We start from the raw sequence: 20652 nt of genomic DNA on the forward strand, positions 1-20652 counted from the left end.
TGTTCCTTCTTCCTCACCACGTCGACGGGTAGAGCTTCGCCGGCGTCGTGGAGGGGGCTACTCGGTACTTCTCGAGCACCTGGGACATGAGGGTTCGGAACGCCGGAGCCGCACCACTGGACCACTTGTTGGTCTGCGGCTTCGTGAACGTCACCGTGACAACATACTGGGGGTCCTCGGCGGGTGCCATTCCGGCCACCGACGTGATGCGCTGTCCGCCGTAGCCCTTCGAGCCCTCGGCGACCTCGGCCGTACCGGTCTTGGCGGCGATGTTGTAGCCGGAGATCCGCTCCATGCCGACGAGCGTGCCGCCCGTCACGACGCTCTGCAGCATCTGCGTGGTCTGCTCCGCGGCGGACGCCGACACGACGCGCTGCTTCTGCACGTCGGGCGCGTCGATCGTCGTGCCGTCGGCGGTGGTGCAGCCCGTGACGAAGTGCAGCGGGATGCGCACGCCGTCGTTGGCGATGGTCTGGAAGACGCTCGCGACCTGCACGGCCGTCGTCGAGATGCCCTGGCCGAACATCGAGTTGATGTTCGTCTGCTGGTCCCAGTCCGGCGTCGAGCCGTAGTCCATCGACGGCTGGCCCGGGTAGTCGATCGCGCTCTCCGGCTCGAACAGGCCGAACTTCTTCATGTAGTCGTAGCGCTGCTGGGGCGTCAGCCGCTCGCCGAGCTCCGTGATGCCGACGTTCGACGAGTTCTGCAGGATGCCGGTCAGGGTCAGGTTCTCGGTCTGGTGGAACTCCGAGTCCTGGATGCGGCCGCCCCAGGGGAACGTGCGGGAGTAGGGCACGACGGCCTGGTCGGTGGGGCTCGACTTGCCCTGGTCGAGCAGCGCCGCGGCGATGGCGGCCTTGATCGTGGAGCCCGGCTCGTACGAGGCCGTCAGCGCCCGCGAGCCGAAGGCACCCTTGTCCGTGGTGGCGTCGACGTCGTTGGGGTCGACGGTCGGCCAGTCGGCGACCGCCAGGATCTCGCCGGTCTTGACGCTCGTCACCGTCGCCGTCGCCGACTCCGCCTGCAGCTCCTTGCCGGCGGACGCGATCGTCTGCTGCGCCATGTACTGCAGGTCGCTGTCGATCGTGGTGTGGAGGGTGCCGCCGTCCTTGGCCTTCGTCTTCGTCACGGTGCTGCCGGGCAGCTGCACGCCGTCCTCGCCGCGCTCGTACGTCTCGGAACCGTTCGTGCCCGCGAGGCACCGGTTGTACGCGTACTCCAGGCCGGCCTGCGCGCCGTCGGTGCCCATGAAGCCGGTCAGGTTGCCGGTCGTCGCCCCAGCCGGGTAGACCCGGGCCGCCTGCTGCTCCTTGTAGACCCACGGGATCTCGAGCGCCCGCACCGCCTCGAAGTGCTTCACGTCGAGGCCCTTCACCAGGTACGCGAAGTTCGACCGCGGGTCCGCCGCGATGTTCTGCCGCATCGTCGCTGCGTCGCCCCCGGACGCCTTCGCGAGGGCCTGGAGCGCCGTGTCGACCGAGACCTGCTTCTTGCGCGTGCCGCCGAGCTTGCCCGTGAACTTCTTGACGAGCCGGGGCGCGGTGGTGATGTTGTAGCGCGTCACGCTGTCCGCCAGGGCGGTGCCGCTGCGGTCGACGATCGACCCGCGGGTGCCGTAGACGGTCACCGGGATGCTGCGCTTCGCCGCCGACTGCTTGTTCATCTCGGCCGCCTGCACCACCTGGATGTCGACGAGCCGCACCACGAAGACGCCCACCAGGGCGATCACGGCGAGCATCACGATGCTGTAGCGCAGTCGGCGGTTGCGGATCGTCCTGGTCACGCGTGCGGTCCTTCCCGGGGTGGTGCTGGGTGGGGCTGGAGGGGAGCGTCAGCCCCGTCGGTCACCGGGTCGAGGGCGCCTGGAGCTGGTTCGCGTCGGACTCTACGGAGGACTTCGACGAACCCCCGTCCGACGCGCTGGCGTCGGAGGTCTTCCCAGAGGGAGCGGCCTGGGCGGGCTGCTCCGTCGTCGCCGCCTCGTCCGTCTTGTCGGTCGTGTCCGTCGTGGTGGTCTTGTCCGTCTTGTCCGCCTTGGCGGTCTTGTCCGTGCCGGACGTCGTGCTGCCGGGCTTCGCGGCGAGCGGGACGTCGTCCAGCAGGGCGTTCGGTACCTGGTTGTCCGTCGACACCGTGGACTCGTCCGGCTTCGCCGGCGTCGGCGTGCCGTAGACGCGGCCGGTCTTCGGGTCGAGGTAGACCGGGGTCGAGTTGGCGATCATGCCGAGCCCCTGCGCGTTGCGCGCCAGGTTCTGCGGCGAGTCCAGCACCCGGAGCTCCTCGGACAACGACTGCTGCGTCCGGGACAGGTCGGTCCGCTCGGCGCTCAGCGAGTCGAGCGTGTACGCCCCCTGGCTGAGCACCATGCTGATGCCGAGCTGGGCGAGCAGCAGGATGCCGAGGGCCGCCACGGCGACCACGGCGTAGCCGATGCGCGGACGGGCCCGACGCTGCGCCTTCGACGGCGTGACCTCGACGAGCTCCGGGCGGTGCTGACGGTCCGGGCGCGGGGCCCGCGACGGGACGACGGCGGGGTCGACGAGTGCGAGGTTCGTGCTCATGTCACTTCCGGATCCGCTCGGCCGCGCGCAGGCGCACGGGGGTTGCTCGGGGGTTGGCGGCGCGCTCGGCCTCGTCGGCCAGCTCGGCGCCCTTGACGACCAGTTCGTACGTCGGCCGGTGCTCGGGCAGTTCGACCGGCAGCCCGGCGGGGGCGCTCGACTTCGTGCGCTCCACGAGGGCCCGCTTGACGATGCGGTCCTCGAGCGACTGGTACGACTCGACGACGATGCGTCCGCCGACCGCGATGGCGTCGAGCGCCGCCGGGATCGCACGTTCGAGCACGCTCAGCTCGGCGTTGACCTCGATGCGCAGCGCCTGGAACACGCGCTTGGCGGGGTGCCCCTGCCGCTGGACGGCGACCGGGGTGGCGTCGTGCAGCACCTGGACCAGGTCGCCGGACATCGTGAAGGGCTTGCTCGCGCGACGCTCGACGATCGCCCGGGCGTACCGACCGGCGAGCTTCTCCTCGCCGTAGCGCTGGAAGATCCGACGCAGCTCGCCCTCGTCGTAGGTGGCCAGCACGTCGGCGGCGGTCTGCCCCTCGGTCCGATCCATCCGCATGTCGAGCGGGGCGTCCTGGCTGTAGGCGAAGCCGCGCTCGGCACGGTCCAGCTGCAGCGAGCTCACGCCGAGGTCGAAGAGCACGCCGTCGACGGTCGTGAAGCCCTCGCCCTCGATCGCGTCGACGATGCCGTCGTACACGGTGTGCACCAGGCGGACCCGGTCGCCGAACCGGGCGAGCCGCTCCCCCGCGATGCCGAGCGCGTCGGTGTCGCGGTCGAGACCGATGAGCGTCAGCTCCGGGAAGCGCTCGAGCAGCCCCTCGGAGTGCCCGCCCATGCCGAGGGTGGCGTCGACGACGACCTTGCCCGGCCCCTCGAGGGTCGGCGTGAACAGGTCGACGATGCGCTCGAGCATCACCGGCGTGTGCGGGAACTTCGGAGTCTCGTCCTCGGCCATGTGCAGCCCCTCGTCTCCTGGGCCGCGGGTCCGGATCCCCATCCATGCGACCTGACATCGGGGAAGTGATGTCAGGGCTCCACGGCTGGGAGTCCCGATCCACGGATCAGAAGATCCCCGGGATCACCTCCTCGTCGTTGTCGGCGAACGCCTCTTCGGCTTCGGCGTAGTAGGCCTCCCACGCGGTGGTCGACCAGATCTCGGCACGGTCACCGCTGCCGATGACCGTCAGGTCCCGCTCGAGCCCCGCGTACTCGCGGAGGTTCTGCGGGATCGTGACGCGGTTCTGCTTGTCGGGCTGTTCCGCGCTCGCTCCCGACAGGAACAGGCGCATGTAGTCCCGGGTGCGCTTCGACGTCATCGGGGCGGTCCGGATGCGCTCGTGGAGTTCCTCGAACGTCCGGGCGCTGAAGACCACGACGCAGCGTTCCTGCCCACGGGTCATCACGAGTCCCCCGGACAGTTCGTCCCGGAACTTGGCGGGCAGGATGACGCGACCCTTCTCGTCGAGCTTCGGGGCATGGGTACCGAGCAGCACGTCGGGCCTCCCCTCCGCTCCACCGGACCGTTGCATGCCCCACTTTACTCCACTCCCCTCCCCCTGCCCAGGTTCCCGCTCCCTTTTCGGCCCGCGACACCCCTTCTGGGGGCGCTCCGGACGGCCACCGGGCCCACCGGCGGTCCGTCGAGGCCCGCAACCGCGCGGATCGGCGCTCGTGGGGCGTCGGTGGAGCGAAGTGGAGGACTTTCGCAGCCGGTGGAGCACGTCAGGGCGCGGCGAGGTCGCTGAGGTCGCACTCCGGACCGGATCCCGGTGGCCGAAGCGGGTCGGAGTGCGATCTCACCGGCGCCCGGAGGCCGAGGCGCGGACGCCGGGGTGCGGGCGGACGGTCTCGCCGGCGAGAGGTCACGACATGCCGCACAAAGTCCGCCGAGGTCGGTCGAACTGTCGCCCGCGCCGGCCTCGCGCGACAGTTCGTGCAACCTCGGCGCCAGCCGGAGGCGAAACGCCGGCACGCCGGGGCGCGGCGAGGTCGGTGAGATCGCGGTCCGGACCGGATCCCGGTGGCCGGAGCGGGTCGGAGTGCGACCTCACCGACGATCGGAGGCCGAGGCGCGCAGTCAGAGACGCTGGCGAGAGGTCACGACATGCCGCACGGACTCCGCCGAGGTCGCTCGGACCGTCGCTCGCGGGGGCCCCCAGCGACAGTTCGTGCGACCTCGGCGCCGACCGAGCCGGACCGACCGGACCGGACCGGACCGGCTCTGCCCTGCTCGGTCCGGTCCGGCCCGTGCGACACCGCCCCCCGGGAACACAGAACGGGGCCGGCCCGAAGGCCGACCCCGTGGAGGACTGTGGAGGGAGCGCTAGCTCTGGTCGTTCCGCTTGTCCCAACGCTCGTTCATGCGGTCCATGAAGGACCCGCCGCCGTTCGACGACCGCGACGACCCACCGGACCGGGCGGACCCGCCGCTGGAGGGGCGTCCGGACCGCGGCGCCTTCGCCTTCGGAGCGCCGAGACCGGGGCGCAGGGCGAACAGCACGCCGGCGAGCATCACGACGAAGCCGAGGATGCCGAGGAGCGGTGCCTTGATGGCGAGGCCGACGATGACGACGGCCACACCGGCGAGGGCGCCGAGCACCCCGAGCGTGATGGACGTGTACGTCGGACGGCCCTGTCGACGTGTGACACGCGCCACGAAGTCGGAATCGTTCTGGTAGAGGCTGCGCTCCATCTCTTCGAGAAGGCGCTGCTCCTGTTCCGAGAGCGGCATCTTGGTTCCCTCTGTTCCTGGGATCGACGCGGGGTTGGTGAACCGGGCTGGAAAACACTCGTCTTGAGTGGGCCGATCCTACGTCCGGACCACTCCACTAGGCTAGGCACCGTGGCTGAGAGTACGCGATTAGTGGACCTCGTATCGGCGCGTATCGACCGGGCACTCGACGAGCAGCGTGAGCGGCTCCTCGCGATCAGCCCCGACCTCGCGCCGTTCGACCAGTACGCCCGAGACCTGCTGTCCGGCGGCAAGCGCTTCCGGGCGCTGTTCTGCTACTGGGGTTGGCAGTCGGTCGCGGGGCGCTCCGGCTCGTTCGACCCCCTCGCCGAGGGTTCGCGACAGACCACCGCCGAGGCCGTCGTCACCGTCGCCGCCGCGCTCGAGGTCTTCCACGCCGCAGCCCTCGTGCACGACGACATCATGGACCGCTCGGACACCCGCCGTGGGCGACCGGCGGCGCACCGCCGCTTCGAGTCCCTGCACCAGGAGTCCGGGTTCACCGGTGACCGGGCGCAGTACGGCACGAACTCGGCCCTGCTGCTCGGCGACCTGCTGCTGTCCCTGAGTGACTCCGTCTTCGACGAGGGCCTGGCGCTGCTCGACCCGGTCCGGGCACGGATCGTCCGCCAGGAGTTCCACGCGATGCGCCTCGACGTCACCGCCGGGCAGTACCTCGACGTGCACGAGGAGACCGCCTGGCCCGTCATCGACGAGTCCGAGCACCTGCTCCGCGCCCAGCGCGTCATCGTCTTCAAGTCCGCCAAGTACTCGATCGAGGCCCCCCTCGTCATCGGCGCACTCGTCGCCGGCGCGAGCGATTCGCAGCTCGAGGGCCTGCGGTCCTTCGGTCTGCCGCTCGGGGTGGCGTACCAGTTGCGCGACGACATGCTCGGCGTCTTCGGCGACCCCGAGGTCACGGGCAAGCCCGCCGGCGACGACCTGCGCGAGGGCAAGCGCACCGTCCTCATCGCGTCCGCGCGCAAGGCGCTGCCGAGCGGCCCCCGGCAGCTGCTCGACGAGCTCCTCGGCGACCCGGACCTCGACGAGGCCCAGGTGCAGATGCTCCGCGCCACCCTCACCGAGTCCGGTGCGGTCGCCGCGGTGGAACGATCGATCGACCGGCACGTCGCGCGCGCCAAGGCCGCGCTCGAGTCCTCCCCGCTCACGCCGTCGGCGCGCGACCAGCTCGCGTCGCTGGCGGACACGGTCAGCCGCCGCTCCGCGTAGACGCGACCCCGGAACGGACGGGAGGCCCGTGGCGACACCGCCACGGGCCTCCCGTCCGTCCCGGGGCGGGTCTAGAGCAGCGACTGAGCCACGCGGCGCACCTCGGCCTTGCGACCGGCGCGCAGCGCCGCGATCGGCGTCGTGCCCATCGCGTCGTCGACGGTGAGCATCCAGCGGACCGCCTCGTCGTCGGTGAAGCCGTTGTCGCCGAGCACGATGAGCGTGCCGCGGAGCTCGGGCATCGGCTCGCCGTCCTCCAGGAACTCGACCGGCACCCGGAGGACTCCGCCGACGCGGGCGGCGAGCAGGGTCTTCTGCTCGAAGAGTCGGTGGATCCGGCCGGGGCTGGTGCTGAACATGTCCACGAGTTCGGGGACGGTCAGCCAGCGCTCGGAGAGGGTCAGGTCGTCTGCGGGTGCGGCACTCACACGCCCATGGTGCCAGAGCGCGCGCCGGTCCGGCGCGACCTCGTTCGTCACACCAGTCACACGCGTCACGTCCGACTCTCTGGTTGACTTGGAAACCACACCATGCCAGCGTGGGGCCACCTGTGAGTGCGCGCACGCACGAGCACGGCTCACCGAGGTCAGGAGAAACCCGTGGACAACGCCGCAGACGACGCCGCCCGGCGCGCGCGATCCGCCCGCTTCGCCACCGTCCCCATCGTCCTCGCGGGGACCATCGCGGTGACCGCCGGACTCACCGGCCCCGTCGCGCACGCCGAACCGCGGCACGACGACCAGGACGCGAACCACAAGCGCCACGTCGACCAGGACCGCACCGTCGGCGACCGCCCGGTGTTCAGCACCGCCGTCGCCCGGCCGGCGCAGACCGTCGTGACCACCGTCGCGGCGACCGCCTCGGTGCCGTCCTCGTACACGGTCCGCCAGGGCGACACCGTGTCCGGCATCGCCGCCCGCTTCGGCCTCTCCGCGCAGGAGGTCCTGGTGCGCAACGGCCTCGGCTGGAACACGATCATCCACCCGGGCCAGACCCTGCACCTCGCCTCGACGCCCGCGGTCACCACCGCGTCCACCCGCACGTCGGGGGCCGCGACGTCGGGCGCCACCGCGTCCACCGGGTCGAGCACCTCGAGCTACCACGTGAAGTCGGGCGACACGGTCTCCGGCATCGCGTCCCGCGTGGGCGTGTCCACGTCGGCGCTCCTGTCGGCGAACCGGCTCTCGCAGCGCAGCGTCATCTACCCGGGCCAGACCCTCCGGGTGCCGCACGGCGCCACGACGTCGGCGCCGTCCTCGACGGCGTCGTCCACGTCCGGCTCCGGCGGGTCGTCGGCGTCGCGTGCGTCCTCGGTGAAGATCGCCGCGGGCGACACCGTCGGCTCGATCGCCGCCGCGCACCACGTGTCGGTCGCGTCGCTCCTGTCCGCGAACGGCCTGAGCTACACGAGCACCATCTACGCGGGCGGCACCCTCGTCCTGCCCGGTGCCACGTCCACCGCCGTCGCCGCCGCGCCCTCCGGTGCCGCGGTCAGCTCCGCCGTCGGGCTGAGCGCCCAGCAGCGGCAGAACGCCGCGACGATCGTCGCCGTCGGACGCTCCCTCGGTGTGCCGGACCGGGGCATCGTCGTCGCCCTCGCCGCCGCGATGCAGGAGTCGAGCCTCCGCAACCTCGCGCACGGCGACCGTGACTCGGTCGGCCTGTTCCAGCAGCGTCCGAGCCAGGGCTGGGGCAGCGCCGCGGCCCTGCAGGACCCGACCCACGCCGCGAAGCTCTTCTACGGCGGCCGGTCGAACCCGAACGCCGGCACGACGCGCGGCCTGCTCGACGTGCCCGGATGGGCGTCGATGAGCATCACGGACGCGGCCCAGGCCGTGCAGCGTTCCGCCTACCCGAAGGCCTACGCCCACTGGGCGAGCGCCGCCGAGGGCTGGCTGGCCACGCTCTGAGTCTCATCCGCAAGATCGAGATTGCATCACGACCGGTGCGTCAGTGCGGCCGTGTGCAGTCTCGATTCGTAGAATGCCGCCGATGAGCACGAACGCCGCCACGGATCCGATGATCGGTCGCATGATCGATCAGCGGTACCGCGTCCGCTCCCGCATCGCGCGCGGGGGCATGGCGACCGTGTACCTCGCCACGGACGTCCGCCTCGAACGGCGCGTCGCGATCAAGATCATGCACGGGCACCTGGCGGACGACCAGGCGTTCCGGGAGCGCTTCATCCAGGAGGCCCGTTCCGCGGCCCGCCTGTCGCACCCGAACCTCGTCGGCGTCTACGACCAGGGCGCCGAGGACGACACCGCCTACATCGTCATGGAGTACATCCCCGGCATCACGCTGCGGGACCTGCTCCAGGAGCACCACGCCCTGACGCCGGAGCAGGCGACCGACATCCTGCGGGCCGTGCTCGCCGGACTCGCCTCGGCGCACCGCGCCGGCATCGTGCACCGCGACCTCAAGCCCGAGAACGTCCTGCTCGCCGACGACGGCCGGATCAAGCTCGGCGACTTCGGGCTCGCCCGTGCCACCACCGCGAACACCGCGACCGGTGCGGCGCTCCTCGGCACGATCGCGTACCTGTCCCCCGAGCTCGTCACCCGCGGCGCCGCGGACTCGCGCAGCGACATCTACGCGCTCGGCATCATGCTCTACGAGATGCTCACCGGCGAGCAGCCCTACAAGGGCGACCAGCCGATGCAGATCGCCTACCAGCACGCCAACGACACCGTGCCGCTGCCGAGCGCCGCGGTCGACGGCGTGCCGCCCGAGCTCGACGACCTCGTCGCCTGGGCGACCGCGCGCAACCCCGACGACCGCCCCCGCGACGCCCGCGAGATGCTCGACCACATGGCCGGCAACCAGCAGCGCGCCACCGGGCAGTACCGGACCGCGGTGCTCCGACCCGAGAACGCCACGGCGATCCTGCCCTCGGGCGGCGGCGGCGCCGGCTCCGGAGCGGGTGCCCCTGCTTCCCCGCCGGCCACCGACGCGACGGCCGTCATCCCGCGCGACCGCGCCACCGACCCCGGTCGTCCGGCGCGGGGCCGGAACGCGCCGCCCGGACCCCGGCGCACCGGTTCGCAGCCGGGAGCGCTCTCCCCCGCCGCGCAACGCCTGGCCGACTTGTCCGGCAAGCGGCGGAAGCGCGGCTGGGCCGCCCTGGCGATCGTCGTCGTGCTCGCCCTCGTCGCCGCCGGCATCGCCTTCTGGTTCGGGCCGGGCCCCGGTGGCAACGTGCGGATCCCGGCGGTCGCGGGCAAGTCGGTCTCACAGGCCCGGCAGCTGCTCGAAGCGCAGGGCCTGCACACGGCGTCGAAGACCGGGACACGGTTCGACGCCGTCGTCGCGAAGGGACAGGTGTCGGCCACGGAACCGGCCGCGGCGCGCGAGGTCCGGAAGGGCACCGCCGTCCGGATCGTCGTGTCGAACGGTCCGCGGATGATCGCGCTCCCGGCGATCGTCGGCCAGCCGCTGTCCACCGTCACCGCTGCCCTCGACGACGACTTCGAGCTGCAGGACGACCGCTACCAGTTCTCCGCCGACGCCCCGGAGGACACCGTCATCGCGGCCACCGGGCGCGGAGCTGACGGCGAACGCCTCGACCTGAGCACCGTGAAGGCCTACGGGGAGACCGGGCCGGTCACGCTCACGGTCTCCCTCGGTCCGGTCCCGGACCTCGCGGGCAAGACCGTCGAGCAGGCCACGGCAGCGCTCGACGACGTCGGCCTGGTGCTCGGCGCGCAGTCCGAGGAGTACGACGAGTCCGTACCGCAGGGGCAGATCGTGTCCGCCTCGGTGCAGGACTCCCCCGTCGTCCGCGGCAGCACCGTCGACGTCGTCGTGTCGAAGGGTCCGACGCCCATCGTCATCCCCGAGGACGGCGTCGTCGGGGCGACCATCAACGAGGCCACGGCGACCCTGCGCGGACTCGGGCTCCAGGTCTCGGTACCGGACTGCACGAACATCCTCTGCGGCTTCTACGACTGGAAGTCGAAGCTCCCGGTCACCGGCACGGACCCCGGCGTCGGTGCCACCGTGCACCGGGGCGACACCGTCACCCTCGCGTACGACCAGTAGCGGGGCGACTGACACGTCGAAGGCTTCGCGAAAGCGACAGTCTGGCGCCACACATCGGCGGCACACTGTCGCTTTCGCAGAACGGCACCGCCGGCACCGCCGGCGCCGCGCGCAGCGGGCAGCGGGCAGGGCGAGCGGGGCGAGCAGTCCGATCCGCCACGGCGACACACGTCCGCCTGGCCCCGCCGAAGGCTCCGCGAGGGCGACAGTCTGGCGCCGCACATCGGCGAGACAGTGTCGCTTCCGCGGGACGGGACGGGACGGCACGGCGGGCGGCCGCGTCGGACGCGCGCGGCTGGCACTGGGCGCGACCGGCACGACGGACGGGAGGCACGGTGCGGGCCTGCCACGGGCCTCCCGTCCGGTCCGCGGCAGCGACAGGACCCCGCGAACTGCTCGCGGGGTCCTGTCGCTCTGCCGGGACCGACCCGACCTGCGTCGCGCTAGGCGCGGACGTGCGGGTGCGCGCCGAGCTCCTCGGCCACCAGGAAGGCGAGCTCGAGCGACTGCATGTGGTTGAGCCGCGGGTCGCACAGCGACTCGTAACGGGTCGCGAGCGTGGCCTCGTCGATGTGCTCCGAGCCGCCGAGGCACTCGGTGACGTCGTCGCCGGTGAGCTCGACGTGCATGCCGCCCGGGTAGGTGCCGACCTGACGGTGCGCCTCGAAGAAGCCGAGCACCTCGTCGACGACGTCGTCGAAGCGCCGCGTCTTGTAGCCGGTGGGCGTGGTGAGGCCGTTGCCGTGCATCGGGTCGGTGACCCACAGCGGGTTCGCGTCCATGCCCTTGATCGCCTCGAGCAGCTTCGGCAGCTCGTCGCGGATCTTGCCGGCGCCCATGCGGGTGATGAAGGTCAGGCGACCGGGCTCGCGGTTCGGGTCGAGCTTCTCGACCAGGGCCTGCATGTCGTCGACGCTCGTCGTCGGGCCGAGCTTCACGCCGATCGGGTTCCGGACGCGGGACAGGAAGTCCACGTGGGCACCGTCGAGGTCACGCGTGCGCTCCCCGATCCAGATGAAGTGGCCCGAGGTGTCGTACGCCTGGCCGGACCGGGAGTCGATGCGGGTCATCGGCCGCTCGTAGTCCATGAGCAGGCCCTCGTGCGAGGCGTAGAACTCGACGTTCTTCAGGGCGTCGAAGTCGGCGCCGCAGGCCGCCATGAAGCGGATCGCGCGGTCGATCTCCTGCGCCAGGTGCTCGTACCGGGCGTTCGCCGGGTTCGACGCGAAGCCCTTGTTCCACGAGTGCACCTGGCGCAGGTCGGCGAACCCGCCCTGCGTGAAGGCGCGGACGAGGTTCAGGGTCGACGCGGCGGTGTGGTACCCCTGCACCAGGCGGCGCGGGTCGGCCTGCCGGCTCTCCGGGGTGAAGTCGTAGCCGTTCACGATGTCGCCGCGGTAGGCGGGCAGCGTGACGTCGCCGCGGGTCTCGAAGTCGCTCGAGCGCGGCTTGGCGAACTGGCCGGCCATGCGCCCCATCTTGATGACCGGCATCGAGGCACCGTACGTGAGCACGACGGCCATCTGCAGGATCGTCTTGACGCGGTCGCGGATGGAGTCGGCGGTGGCACCGGCGAAGGTCTCGGCGCAGTCGCCGCCCTGCAGCAGGAACGCCTTGCCCTGGGCGGCGGCGGCGAGCCGCTCGCGCAGCTTGTCGACCTCGCCGGCGAAGACGAGCGGCGGCAGCGTGGCGATCTCGGCCGAGGCGGCCTCGGCCGCGGCGGGGTCCGGCCAGGTCGGCTGCTGCTTGATCGGGAGGGTGCGCCAGTAGTCCAGGCCCTCGATCGCGTCCGGATCCTGCAGGGCGACGAAGTCGGTCGACTCGGACAAGGGCGGTACCTCGGTGTTCTGTGCGATCGGCGCGGCGTGCACATCGGCGACGCCGTGCGCCCCGGGCGGGTGCCGGGACCATCAGAGCCTAACGTGCGGGCGTGCTCCCGCGTTCCCGCATGACGGCCTCGCGCGCAGAGCTCGCGCGCTCCTTGACGCTCGTCGCGTAGACGTCGACGTACTCCTGGCGGCTCAGACCGGCGAGCTCGTGCATGACCTCGTCGGTGACGCTGCGCAGGATGAAGCGGTCGGTCTCGAACCCCTGGAAGCGCGAGAAGTCGAGCGGCTTGCCGAAGACGACGCCGACGCGCTTGATCTTCGGGAACTTCTGCCCGATCTGCTGGACCTCACGGGTGCCCACCATGGCGACCGGGACGACGAGCACGCGGCCCTCGAGGATCATCCGCGCGATGCCGGTGCGACCCCGGTACAGCTTGCCGTCGGGGCTGCGGGTGCCCTCGGGGTAGATGCCGAGCTGCTCGCCGCGGGCCAGGACCTGCAGCCCGGTGCGCAGGGACGCTTCGGACGCCTTGCCGCCGGAGCGGTCGATGGGCAGCTGGCCGATCGCGTTGAAGAACGTCTTCGTCGCCCAGCCCTTCAGGCCGCGCCCGGTGAAGTAGTCGCTCTTCGCCAGGAAGGACAACCGCCGGTCGAGCACCGCGGGCAGGATCACCGAGTCGATGAACGAGATGTGGTTCGACGCGAAGATGACCGGTCCGGTCGTCGGCACGTTCTCGCGGCCGATCACCCACGGGCGGAACAGGGTGAGGATGAGCGGGCCGAGCACGAAGTTCTTCAGCAGCCAGTAGGTCATCGACGACTCCAGGTGGTGGGTGGCCCGACCCTACGCCGTCCGGGCGTGGATCCGGGCGAGGTCGGCCGCGCCGACGACGCCCGCATCGTTCACGAGCTCGGCGATCACGAAGTCGGGCTCCGGGTGGTATCCCCGCGCCGGCAGGTTGTTGAGGTAGGCCTGCTTGATCGGGTCGAGCAGTCGGTCCCCCGCGCTCGCGACGCCGCCGCCGAACACGAACAGCTGCGGGTCGAGCACCGCGGACAGCGACGCGCAGGCCTCGCCGAGGTGCCGGCCCAGGCGGCGGAGCGCAGCGAGGGCGCCGGGGTCGTCGGCCAGGATGAGGTCGCCGACGATCCCGCCGTCGAGCTGCCCGCCGTTGTCGGCCCGGGCGTCGGCGAGGGCCGACCCGATACCGCCGGCGTCGGCGACGTCGTTCGCCATGCGCTGGAGCGCACGGCCGGAGCCGTACTGCTCGATGCAGCCGCGGGCGCCGCAGCCGCAGGGCAGGCCGTTCGGCACGATGCGCAGGTGCCCGATCTCGCCGCCGGTGCCGAAGCCGCCGCGGAACAGGCGGTCCTCGGTGACGATCGCGCCGCCGACCCCGGTGCCGATGGTGAGCATGGTCATGTCCGACACGAGTCGCCCGGCGCCGAACCGGAACTCGGCCCAGCCGGCGGCGTTCGCGTCGTTGTCGACGGTGATGTGCAGGTCGCCGAGGCGCTGCTGCAGCTTCTGCCGCAGGGGCTCGTTCCGCCACCGGATGTTCGGCGTGTAGTAGACGATCGACTGCGACGCGTCGATGAAGCCCGGTGCGGCGACGCCGACCGCTCCCACGTCGCTCGTCGCGCGGAGCCGCGAGACCATCGCGACCACGTCGTCCAGCATGGCGTCCGGGTCCGCAGCGTTGGTGGCCACGCGGTCCTCGGCGATGATCTCGCCCAGTTCCGTCACGACCGCCCCCGCGATCTTGGTGCCCCCGATGTCGATTCCGATGGCCTGCACGGAGAACGAGCCTACCCGTTCGTCCGGGACCCACGGAACGCCCGGTGACGCGTCCTATGCTGAGCGTGTCGTCTCGAGGACGAGTCGACACCGAATCGAACCGGCAGACAAGGGAGTCACCGTGAACGATCAGCGGCCCGCACCGCGCAGCACCCCGACCCCGGACCGCGCCCGGCCCGCCGCCGGCAGCAGCACCGGCACCGGTCCGGTCGCCCCCGACCACGGCTCCGCCGCCCGGCTGCTCGAGGCCCGGGCCGCCAGCACGCCGGACCGACCGGTCCTCGCGCAGCGCCACGGCGACTCGTGGAGCACCGTCACCGCCGCCGAGACGCTCGCGCGCGTCCGCGGCATCGCGAAGGGGTTCGTCGCCGCCGGCCTGGCGCCGGGTGCCCACGTGGCGATCCTCTCCCGCACCCGCATGGAGTGGACCCTCGTCGACTTCGCCCTGTGGCAGGCGGGCCTGGTGTCCGTCCCGGTCTACGAGACGAGCTCGCCCGACCAGGTCCGCTGGATCCTGTCCGACTCCGAGGCGGTCGCGATCGTCGTCGAGCAGGAGGAGCACGCGCGCCGCGTCGCCTCGATCGCGCCGGACCTGCCGCACCTCGGGCAGCACTGGACGATCGACGGCGGCGGGCTCGACGACCTGGTCCGGCTCGGCGAGCACGTCACCGACGACGAGCTCGACGCCAGGACCGCGGACGTGCACGGACACGACGACGCCACGATCATCTACACGTCGGGCACCACCGGTCGGCCGAAGGGCTGCGTGCTCCGGCACGACAACTTCACCGCCACCGTCGAGGGCGCGAGCGAGGCCATGCCCGAGGTGGTGGCCGACGGGTCCTCGACCCTGCTCTTCATCCCGATGGCCCACGTCTTCGCCCGGTTCATCGCGGTCATGTCGATCTCGACGGGCGTCCTGGTCGGCCACGAGCCGGACACGAAGGACCTCATGCGCGCGGTCTCGACGTTCCGCCCGACGTTCCTGCTCGCCGTGCCGCGCGTGTTCGAGAAGATCTACAACTCCGCCGAGCAGAAGGCCGACCTCGGCGGCCGCGGCCGGGTGTTCCGCGCGGCGGCGGCCACCGCGGTCGCGCACTCCGAGGCCGTCACGGCCGGCCGGGTGCCCCTCGGGCTCGCGCTGCGCTTCCGGCTGTTCGACAAGCTCGTCTACGCCAAGCTCCGCGACGCCCTCGGCGGCCGCACCCGGTACGCGGTCAGCGGCTCGGCGCCGCTCTCACCGCGGCTGTCGCACTTCTTCCGCTCGATCGGCGTGCTCATCCTCGAGGGCTACGGCCTCACCGAGACCACGGCGCCGGCGACGGTGAACCGCGCTGCCGACCTGCGCATCGGGTCGGTCGGCCCCGCCCTGCCCGGCGTCGAGGTCCGCATCGCCGACGACGGCGAGATCCTCATCCGCGGCGTCGACGTCTTCGACCGCTACTGGCACAACGAGGAGGCCACGGCGTCCGCCTTCGCCGACGGCTGGTTCCGCACCGGCGACCTCGGCCGTCTCGACGGCGACGGCGTGCTCACCGTCACCGGCCGGGCCAAGGAGCTCATCGTCACCGCGAGCGGCAAGAACGTCGCCCCCGCGCCCCTCGAGGACGGCATCCGCGAGCACCCGCTCGTCGGACAGGTCGTCGTCGTCGGCGAGGGCAAGCCGTTCGTCGCCGCGCTCGTCACCCTGGACCGCGACATGCTGCCCGGCTGGTGCGAGAGCCGGGGCATCTCGCCGGCGCTCGAGCCCGGCGCCGCGACCCGCGACGACCGGGTGCTGGCCGCCGTGCAGGAAGCCGTGGACGCCGCGAACGGACGGGTCTCGCGCGCCGAGTCGGTGCGGTCCTTCACGATCCTCGACGCGGACCTCACCGAGGCGTCGGGGCACCTCACTCCGAAGCTCACGATCAAGCGTGCGGTGGTCCTCCGCGACTTCGCCGCGGACGTCGAGCACATCTACTCGGGGTCGAAGGTGCAGACGACGGCGACGCCGGTCGTCGAGGGCCGCCGCCGTCGCGCGTAGGCGGCGGTTCCGCGGTGGGCGCTGTTCCGCGCGTAGGTGGTCGTTTCGCGCGTGGGAAGCGGAATCGCGCGTAGGAGGTCCGAACTTCTGGCCCCCTACGCGCGATTCGTCTTCCCATCTCGCGTGCAATGGGCAAGAACGTCCGTCGCGACGGCCTGGAGGCCCAGTGCCGGTCCATGGGATCGGCACCGGGCCTCCAGGCGGTCACGGTGTGCGCGGGGCGCGACGCGCCCTGCTGCGGTCAGCCCTGCGGGGGCATCTCCGCGGCGGGTGCGTCGAGCACGGCCGTCGACGACGTCGTCGAGGCGGCCGAGTCGGGTCGGAGGTTGGTACGGGTGCGGTGCGAGCTGAGCTCGTTGTCCTGAGCGGCCATGATGCTGTCCTGGGGGTGTGGGATACGTCGTCGGTGGGAAGCCGACGACGGTACGGTACCTCGTCGTCAGGACGAGACGACAATCCCGCTTCCGGGTGTCACCGGAACGGGCGTCGGATCAGTGGAACCAGTCCTGCGCGCGGATGTCGCGCAACGCCTGTCGCCTGACCTCGGGGTCGAGGGTCATCACGTAGACGGTGCCGTCCAGGTGGTCGACCTCGTGCTGGAGCGCCTCGGCCATGAGCCCGGTGCCCTCGAGCACGACCTCGTTCCCGTCGACGTCGACCCCGCGCACCTTGGCGTACGGGTGCCGACGGGTCGGGTAGCCGAGGCCGGGGACGGACAGGCAGCCTTCCTCCATGAGCTCGGGCTCGCCGGAGACCTCGACGACCTCGGGGTTCAGCACGTAGCCGACCTCGCCGTCGACGTTGTACGAGAAGGCCCGCAGGCCCACGCCGATCTGCGGCGCGGCCACGCCGGCGCGGCCGGGCTCGCGGACGGTGTCGACGAGGTCCTGCACGAGGTCACGGACCCCCTGGCTGCCGAGCGACTCGGGTCGGATCGGGTCCGCCGGGGAACGGAGGACGGGGTCGCCGAACAGGCGGATGGGACGGACGGTCAATTTACTGCAGCACCACCAACAGGTCGCCGGCGTCCACCTGCTGGGTCGCCGGGATCGCGAGACGGCCGACGGTGCCCGACACGGGCGCCGTGATGGCCGCTTCCATCTTCATCGCCTCGATGGTCGCCACGGGCGTGCCCGCCTCGACGACGTCACCGACGGCGACCTTGAGCGTCACCACGCCGGAGAACGGCGCGGCCACGTGCTTCGGGTCGGACGGGTCGGCCTTCTCGGCGGCCTTCGTCTCGACCTCGACCGACCGGTCGCGGACCGACACCGGGCGGAGCTGCCCGTTCATCGTCGCCATGACCGTGCGGATGCCCTTGTCGTCCACCTCGCCGATCGCCTCGAGCCCGACGAACAGGTCGACGCCCCGGCCGAGCGGGACGACGTGCTCCTGGCCGGGACGCAGCCCGTACAGGTAGTCGACCGTCGGCACGACGGACAGGTCGCCGTACTGCTCGCGGACACGGGCGAACTGCTGCGTGGGCTGCGGGAAGAGCAGGCGGTTGAGGGCCTGCTGCCGCTCGGGGCCGGGGGTCTCGAGGTGCGCACGCTCGGCGTCGGGCACGGCGGCGATCTCGAGTCGGACGTCGCGGCCGGCCAGGACCTTCGAGCGGAACGGCTCGGGCCAGCCGCCGGGCAGGTCGCCCAGCTCGCCGGCCATGAACCCGACCACGGAGTCCGGGATGTCGTACTTGTCCGGGTTCTGCTCGAAGTCGACCGGGTCGGCGCCGACGGCGGCGAGCTGCAGTGCGAGGTCGCCGACGACCTTCGACGAGGGCGTCACCTTGGTCGGACGGCCGAGGATCCGGTTCGCCGCGGCGTACCAGTCCTCGACCTGCTCGAAGCGGTCGCCGAGCCCGAGGGCGATCGCCTGCTGCCGGAGGTTCGACAGCTGGCCGCCCGGGATCTCGTGCTGGTAGACGCGACCCGTCGGCCCGGGCAGCCCGGACTCGAAGGGGGCGTAGGCGCGGCGGACGGCCTCCCAGTAGGGCTCGAGGTCACCGACCGCGCCGAGCGACAGACCGGTGTCGCGCTCGGTGTGCGCCAGGGCGGCGACGAGCGCGGACATGCTCGGCTGGCTCGTCGTGCCGGCCATCGGCGCGGACGCGACGTCGACGGCGTCGGCACCGGCCCGCGCGGCGGCGAGGAGCGTCGCGAGCTGCCCACCCGCGGTGTCGTGCGTGTGCACGTGCACCGGCTGGTCGAAGCGCTCGCGCAGTGCGCCGACGAGCTTCTCGGCCGCGCCGGCGCGGAGCAGGCCGGCCATGTCCTTGATCCCGATGACGTGGGCGCCCGCCTCGACCATCTGCTCCGCGAGCCGGAGGTAGTAGTCGAGCGTGTAGAGCTCCTCGGCCGGGTCGAGCAGGTCGGCGGTGTAGCAGAGCGCGGCCTCGGCGACGGCCGTACCGGTCGCGAGCACCGCCTCGAGCGCCGGTCGCATCTGACCGACGTCGTTCAGCGCGTCGAACACCCGGAACACGTCGACGCCGCTCCGTGCGGCCTCGTCGACGAAGGCGTCGGTGACCTCGGTCGGGTACGGCGTGTAGCCGACCGTGTTGCGACCGCGCAGCAGCATCTGCACCGGGATGTTCGGCATCGCCTGCCGCAGCGAGGCCAGGCGCTCCCAGGGGTCCTCGCCGAGGAACCGGAGAGCCACGTCGTACGTCGCGCCGCCCCACGCCTCGACGCTGAGCAGCTGCGGAGTGAGCCGCGCGACGTACGGCGCCACCGCGACGAGGTCCTTCGTGCGGACGCGGGTGGCCAGGAGCGACTGGTGCGCGTCGCGCATCGTCGTCTCGGTGACCGCCAGGGCCGTCTGCGCGCGGAGTTCCCGCGCCCACTCGGCCGGCCCCACCGCCAGCAGGCGGTCGCGCTGCCCCTCGGGCAGCGGGGTGCCCAGGTCGACGGCGGGCAGCTTGACGCCCGGGTCGACGACGAGCGGCGACCGTTCACCGTTCGGCTTGTTCACCGTGACTTCGGCGAGCCAGTTGAGCACCTTCGTGCCGCGGTCCTTCGAGACGTGGCCGCCGAGCAGCTGCGGACGCTCTTCGATGAACTTCGTCGACACGTCGCCGCGAGCGAAGTCCGGGTCCTCGAGCACGGCCTGCAGGAACGGGATGTTCGTGCTCACCCCACGGATGCGGAACTCGGCGAGGGCTCGCTTCGCGCGCGCCACCGCTGCGGGGAAGTCACGACCGCGGCACGTCATCTTGGCGAGCATCGAGTCGAAGTGCGGGCTGATCTGCGCGCCGGTGGCGACCGTGCCGCCGTCGAGGCGCACGCCCGCGCCGCCCGGGCTGCGGTAGGTGCTGATCCGGCCGGTGTCCGGGCGGAAGCCCTGCGTCGGGTCCTCCGTCGTGATGCGGGTCTGCAGCGCCGCACCGTGCACGCGGACGGTGTCCTGCGACAGGCCGAGGTCGGCGAGCGACTCGCCCGAGGCGATCCGCATCTGCGACTGCACGAGGTCGACGTCGGTGACCTCTTCGGTCACGGTGTGCTCGACCTGGATGCGCGGGTTCATCTCGATGAAGACGTGCTGGCCGGCGCGCTCGCCCTCGGTGTCGAGCAGGAACTCGACCGTGCCGGCGTTGACGTACCCGATCGACCGGGCGAACGCCACGGCGTCGCGGTGCAGCGCCTGCGCGATCGCGGGGTCGAGGTTCGGCGCCGGGGCGATCTCGACGACCTTCTGGTTGCGCCGCTGCACCGAGCAGTCGCGCTCGAACAGGTGGATCGTGCCGGCGTCGGTGCCGGTCGCGTCGGCGAGGATCTGGACCTCGATGTGCCGCGGCCGGATGACGGCCTGCTCGAGGAACATCGTCGGGTCGCCGAAGGCGCTGTCGGCCTCGCGCATCGCTGCCTCGAGGGCGTCGCGGAGCTCGGCCTTCGTCTCGACCCGGCGCATGCCGCGCCCGCCGCCACCGGCGACGGCCTTCGCGAACACCGGGAACCCGATGGCGTCGGCACCGGCCACGAGCTCGTCGACGTCGCGGCTCGCCGGCGTGCTCGCCAGGACCGGGACCCCGGCCGCGATGGCGTGCTCCTTCGCGGTGACCTTGTTGCCGGCCATCTCGAGGACGTGCTCCCCCGGACCGATGAACGTGATGCCCGCAGCCGCAGCGGCGGCCGCCAGCTCCGGGTTCTCGGACAGGAAGCCGTACCCGGGGTAGATCGCGTCGGCACCGGACTCCCGCGCCACGCGGACGATCTCGCTGACGTCGAGGTACGCGCGTACCGGGTGCCCCCGCTCACCGATGCGGTACGCCTCGTCGGCCTTCAGACGGTGCAGCGAGTTGCGGTCCTCGTAGGGGTAGACGGCGACCGTCCGTGCCCCGAGCTCGTACGCAGCGCGGAATGCTCGGATGGCGATCTCGCCACGGTTCGCGACCAGGATCTTGCTGAACACGAGGTCCCTTTCAGCCCGGGTTGAGG

16 protein-coding genes are annotated in these 20652 nt (G+C 71.9%); 4 read left to right on the top strand and 12 right to left on the bottom strand.

Features of this window, described 5'->3' with window-relative positions:
- Positions 1–13: 13 nt before the first annotated feature.
- From BIU97_RS07300 to BIU97_RS07320, 5 genes are all read right to left on the bottom strand, one after another.
- Positions 14–1783, bottom strand: coding sequence for a peptidoglycan D,D-transpeptidase FtsI family protein (locus BIU97_RS07300; RefSeq protein WP_083404571.1), 1770 nt, complete (start codon positions 1781–1783; stop codon positions 14–16).
- Between the two features lie 61 nt (positions 1784–1844).
- A complete protein-coding gene (locus tag BIU97_RS07305; protein ID WP_071254533.1) occupies positions 1845–2561 on the bottom strand; it encodes a hypothetical protein in 717 nt (238 codons plus the stop codon).
- Position 2562: 1 nt separating this feature from the next.
- A complete protein-coding gene (gene rsmH, locus BIU97_RS07310; RefSeq protein ID WP_139195940.1) occupies positions 2563–3522 on the bottom strand; it encodes a 16S rRNA (cytosine(1402)-N(4))-methyltransferase RsmH in 960 nt (319 codons plus the stop codon).
- Positions 3523–3628: 106 nt separating this feature from the next.
- Positions 3629–4060 (bottom strand): division/cell wall cluster transcriptional repressor MraZ, encoded by a 432-nt coding sequence (gene mraZ / locus BIU97_RS07315; RefSeq protein WP_071254530.1) that lies wholly within the window; start codon positions 4058–4060, stop codon positions 3629–3631.
- 830 nt (positions 4061–4890) lie between these two features.
- On the bottom strand, positions 4891–5298 hold the full coding sequence (locus tag BIU97_RS07320) for a DUF3040 domain-containing protein (protein WP_071297323.1): 408 nt from the start codon (positions 5296–5298) through the stop codon (positions 4891–4893).
- 111 nt (positions 5299–5409) lie between these two features.
- Here BIU97_RS07320 and BIU97_RS07325 point away from each other — a divergent pair, with 111 nt between their 5' ends.
- A complete protein-coding gene (locus tag BIU97_RS07325; RefSeq protein WP_071254528.1) occupies positions 5410–6528 on the top strand; it encodes a polyprenyl synthetase family protein in 1119 nt (372 codons plus the stop codon).
- A gap of 71 nt (positions 6529–6599) precedes the next feature.
- Here BIU97_RS07325 and BIU97_RS07330 read toward each other — a convergent pair whose 3' ends face one another.
- Complete coding sequence (locus tag BIU97_RS07330) at positions 6600–6956, bottom strand: Rv2175c family DNA-binding protein (RefSeq protein WP_017886613.1); 357 nt, start codon at positions 6954–6956, stop codon at positions 6600–6602.
- Between the two features lie 171 nt (positions 6957–7127).
- Here BIU97_RS07330 and BIU97_RS07335 point away from each other — a divergent pair, with 171 nt between their 5' ends.
- Together BIU97_RS07335 and pknB are read left to right on the top strand one after the other, a co-directional pair.
- Positions 7128–8438, top strand: coding sequence for a LysM peptidoglycan-binding domain-containing protein (locus BIU97_RS07335; protein WP_071254527.1), 1311 nt, complete (start codon positions 7128–7130; stop codon positions 8436–8438).
- Positions 8439–8520: 82 nt separating this feature from the next.
- Positions 8521–10569, top strand: coding sequence for a Stk1 family PASTA domain-containing Ser/Thr kinase (gene pknB, locus BIU97_RS07340; protein WP_071297394.1), 2049 nt, complete (start codon positions 8521–8523; stop codon positions 10567–10569).
- Between the two features lie 443 nt (positions 10570–11012).
- Here the strand turns inward: pknB and BIU97_RS07345 are convergent, their stop codons facing one another.
- From BIU97_RS07345 to BIU97_RS07355, 3 genes are all read right to left on the bottom strand, one after another.
- Positions 11013–12398 carry a class II 3-deoxy-7-phosphoheptulonate synthase gene (locus BIU97_RS07345; RefSeq protein WP_071256189.1) on the bottom strand — a complete coding sequence of 462 codons (1386 nt, stop codon included), beginning with the start codon at positions 12396–12398 and terminating at the stop codon, positions 11013–11015.
- A gap of 88 nt (positions 12399–12486) precedes the next feature.
- Positions 12487–13212 (bottom strand): lysophospholipid acyltransferase family protein, encoded by a 726-nt coding sequence (locus BIU97_RS07350; RefSeq protein WP_071254525.1) that lies wholly within the window; start codon positions 13210–13212, stop codon positions 12487–12489.
- A gap of 30 nt (positions 13213–13242) precedes the next feature.
- Positions 13243–14196 carry an ROK family protein gene (locus BIU97_RS07355; protein ID WP_071254523.1) on the bottom strand — a complete coding sequence of 318 codons (954 nt, stop codon included), beginning with the start codon at positions 14194–14196 and terminating at the stop codon, positions 13243–13245.
- 121 nt (positions 14197–14317) lie between these two features.
- Here BIU97_RS07355 and BIU97_RS07360 point away from each other — a divergent pair, with 121 nt between their 5' ends.
- Positions 14318–16219 (top strand): AMP-dependent synthetase/ligase, encoded by a 1902-nt coding sequence (locus BIU97_RS07360; RefSeq protein ID WP_083404570.1) that lies wholly within the window; start codon positions 14318–14320, stop codon positions 16217–16219.
- A 241-nt stretch (positions 16220–16460) separates the two neighbouring features.
- Here BIU97_RS07360 and BIU97_RS18440 read toward each other — a convergent pair whose 3' ends face one another.
- From BIU97_RS18440 to BIU97_RS07370, 3 genes are all read right to left on the bottom strand, one after another.
- Positions 16461–16592 (bottom strand): hypothetical protein, encoded by a 132-nt coding sequence (locus BIU97_RS18440; protein WP_302846694.1) that lies wholly within the window; start codon positions 16590–16592, stop codon positions 16461–16463.
- A gap of 118 nt (positions 16593–16710) precedes the next feature.
- Positions 16711–17214 carry a peptide deformylase gene (locus tag BIU97_RS07365; protein ID WP_071254521.1) on the bottom strand — a complete coding sequence of 168 codons (504 nt, stop codon included), beginning with the start codon at positions 17212–17214 and terminating at the stop codon, positions 16711–16713.
- 1 nt (position 17215) lies between these two features.
- Complete coding sequence (locus BIU97_RS07370; RefSeq protein WP_071254519.1) at positions 17216–20626, bottom strand: pyruvate carboxylase; 3411 nt, start codon at positions 20624–20626, stop codon at positions 17216–17218.
- Positions 20627–20652: the final 26 nt, after the last annotated feature.

The organism is Curtobacterium sp. MCBA15_009, from assembly GCF_001864895.1.
GTDB lineage: Bacteria > Actinomycetota > Actinomycetes > Actinomycetales > Microbacteriaceae > Curtobacterium.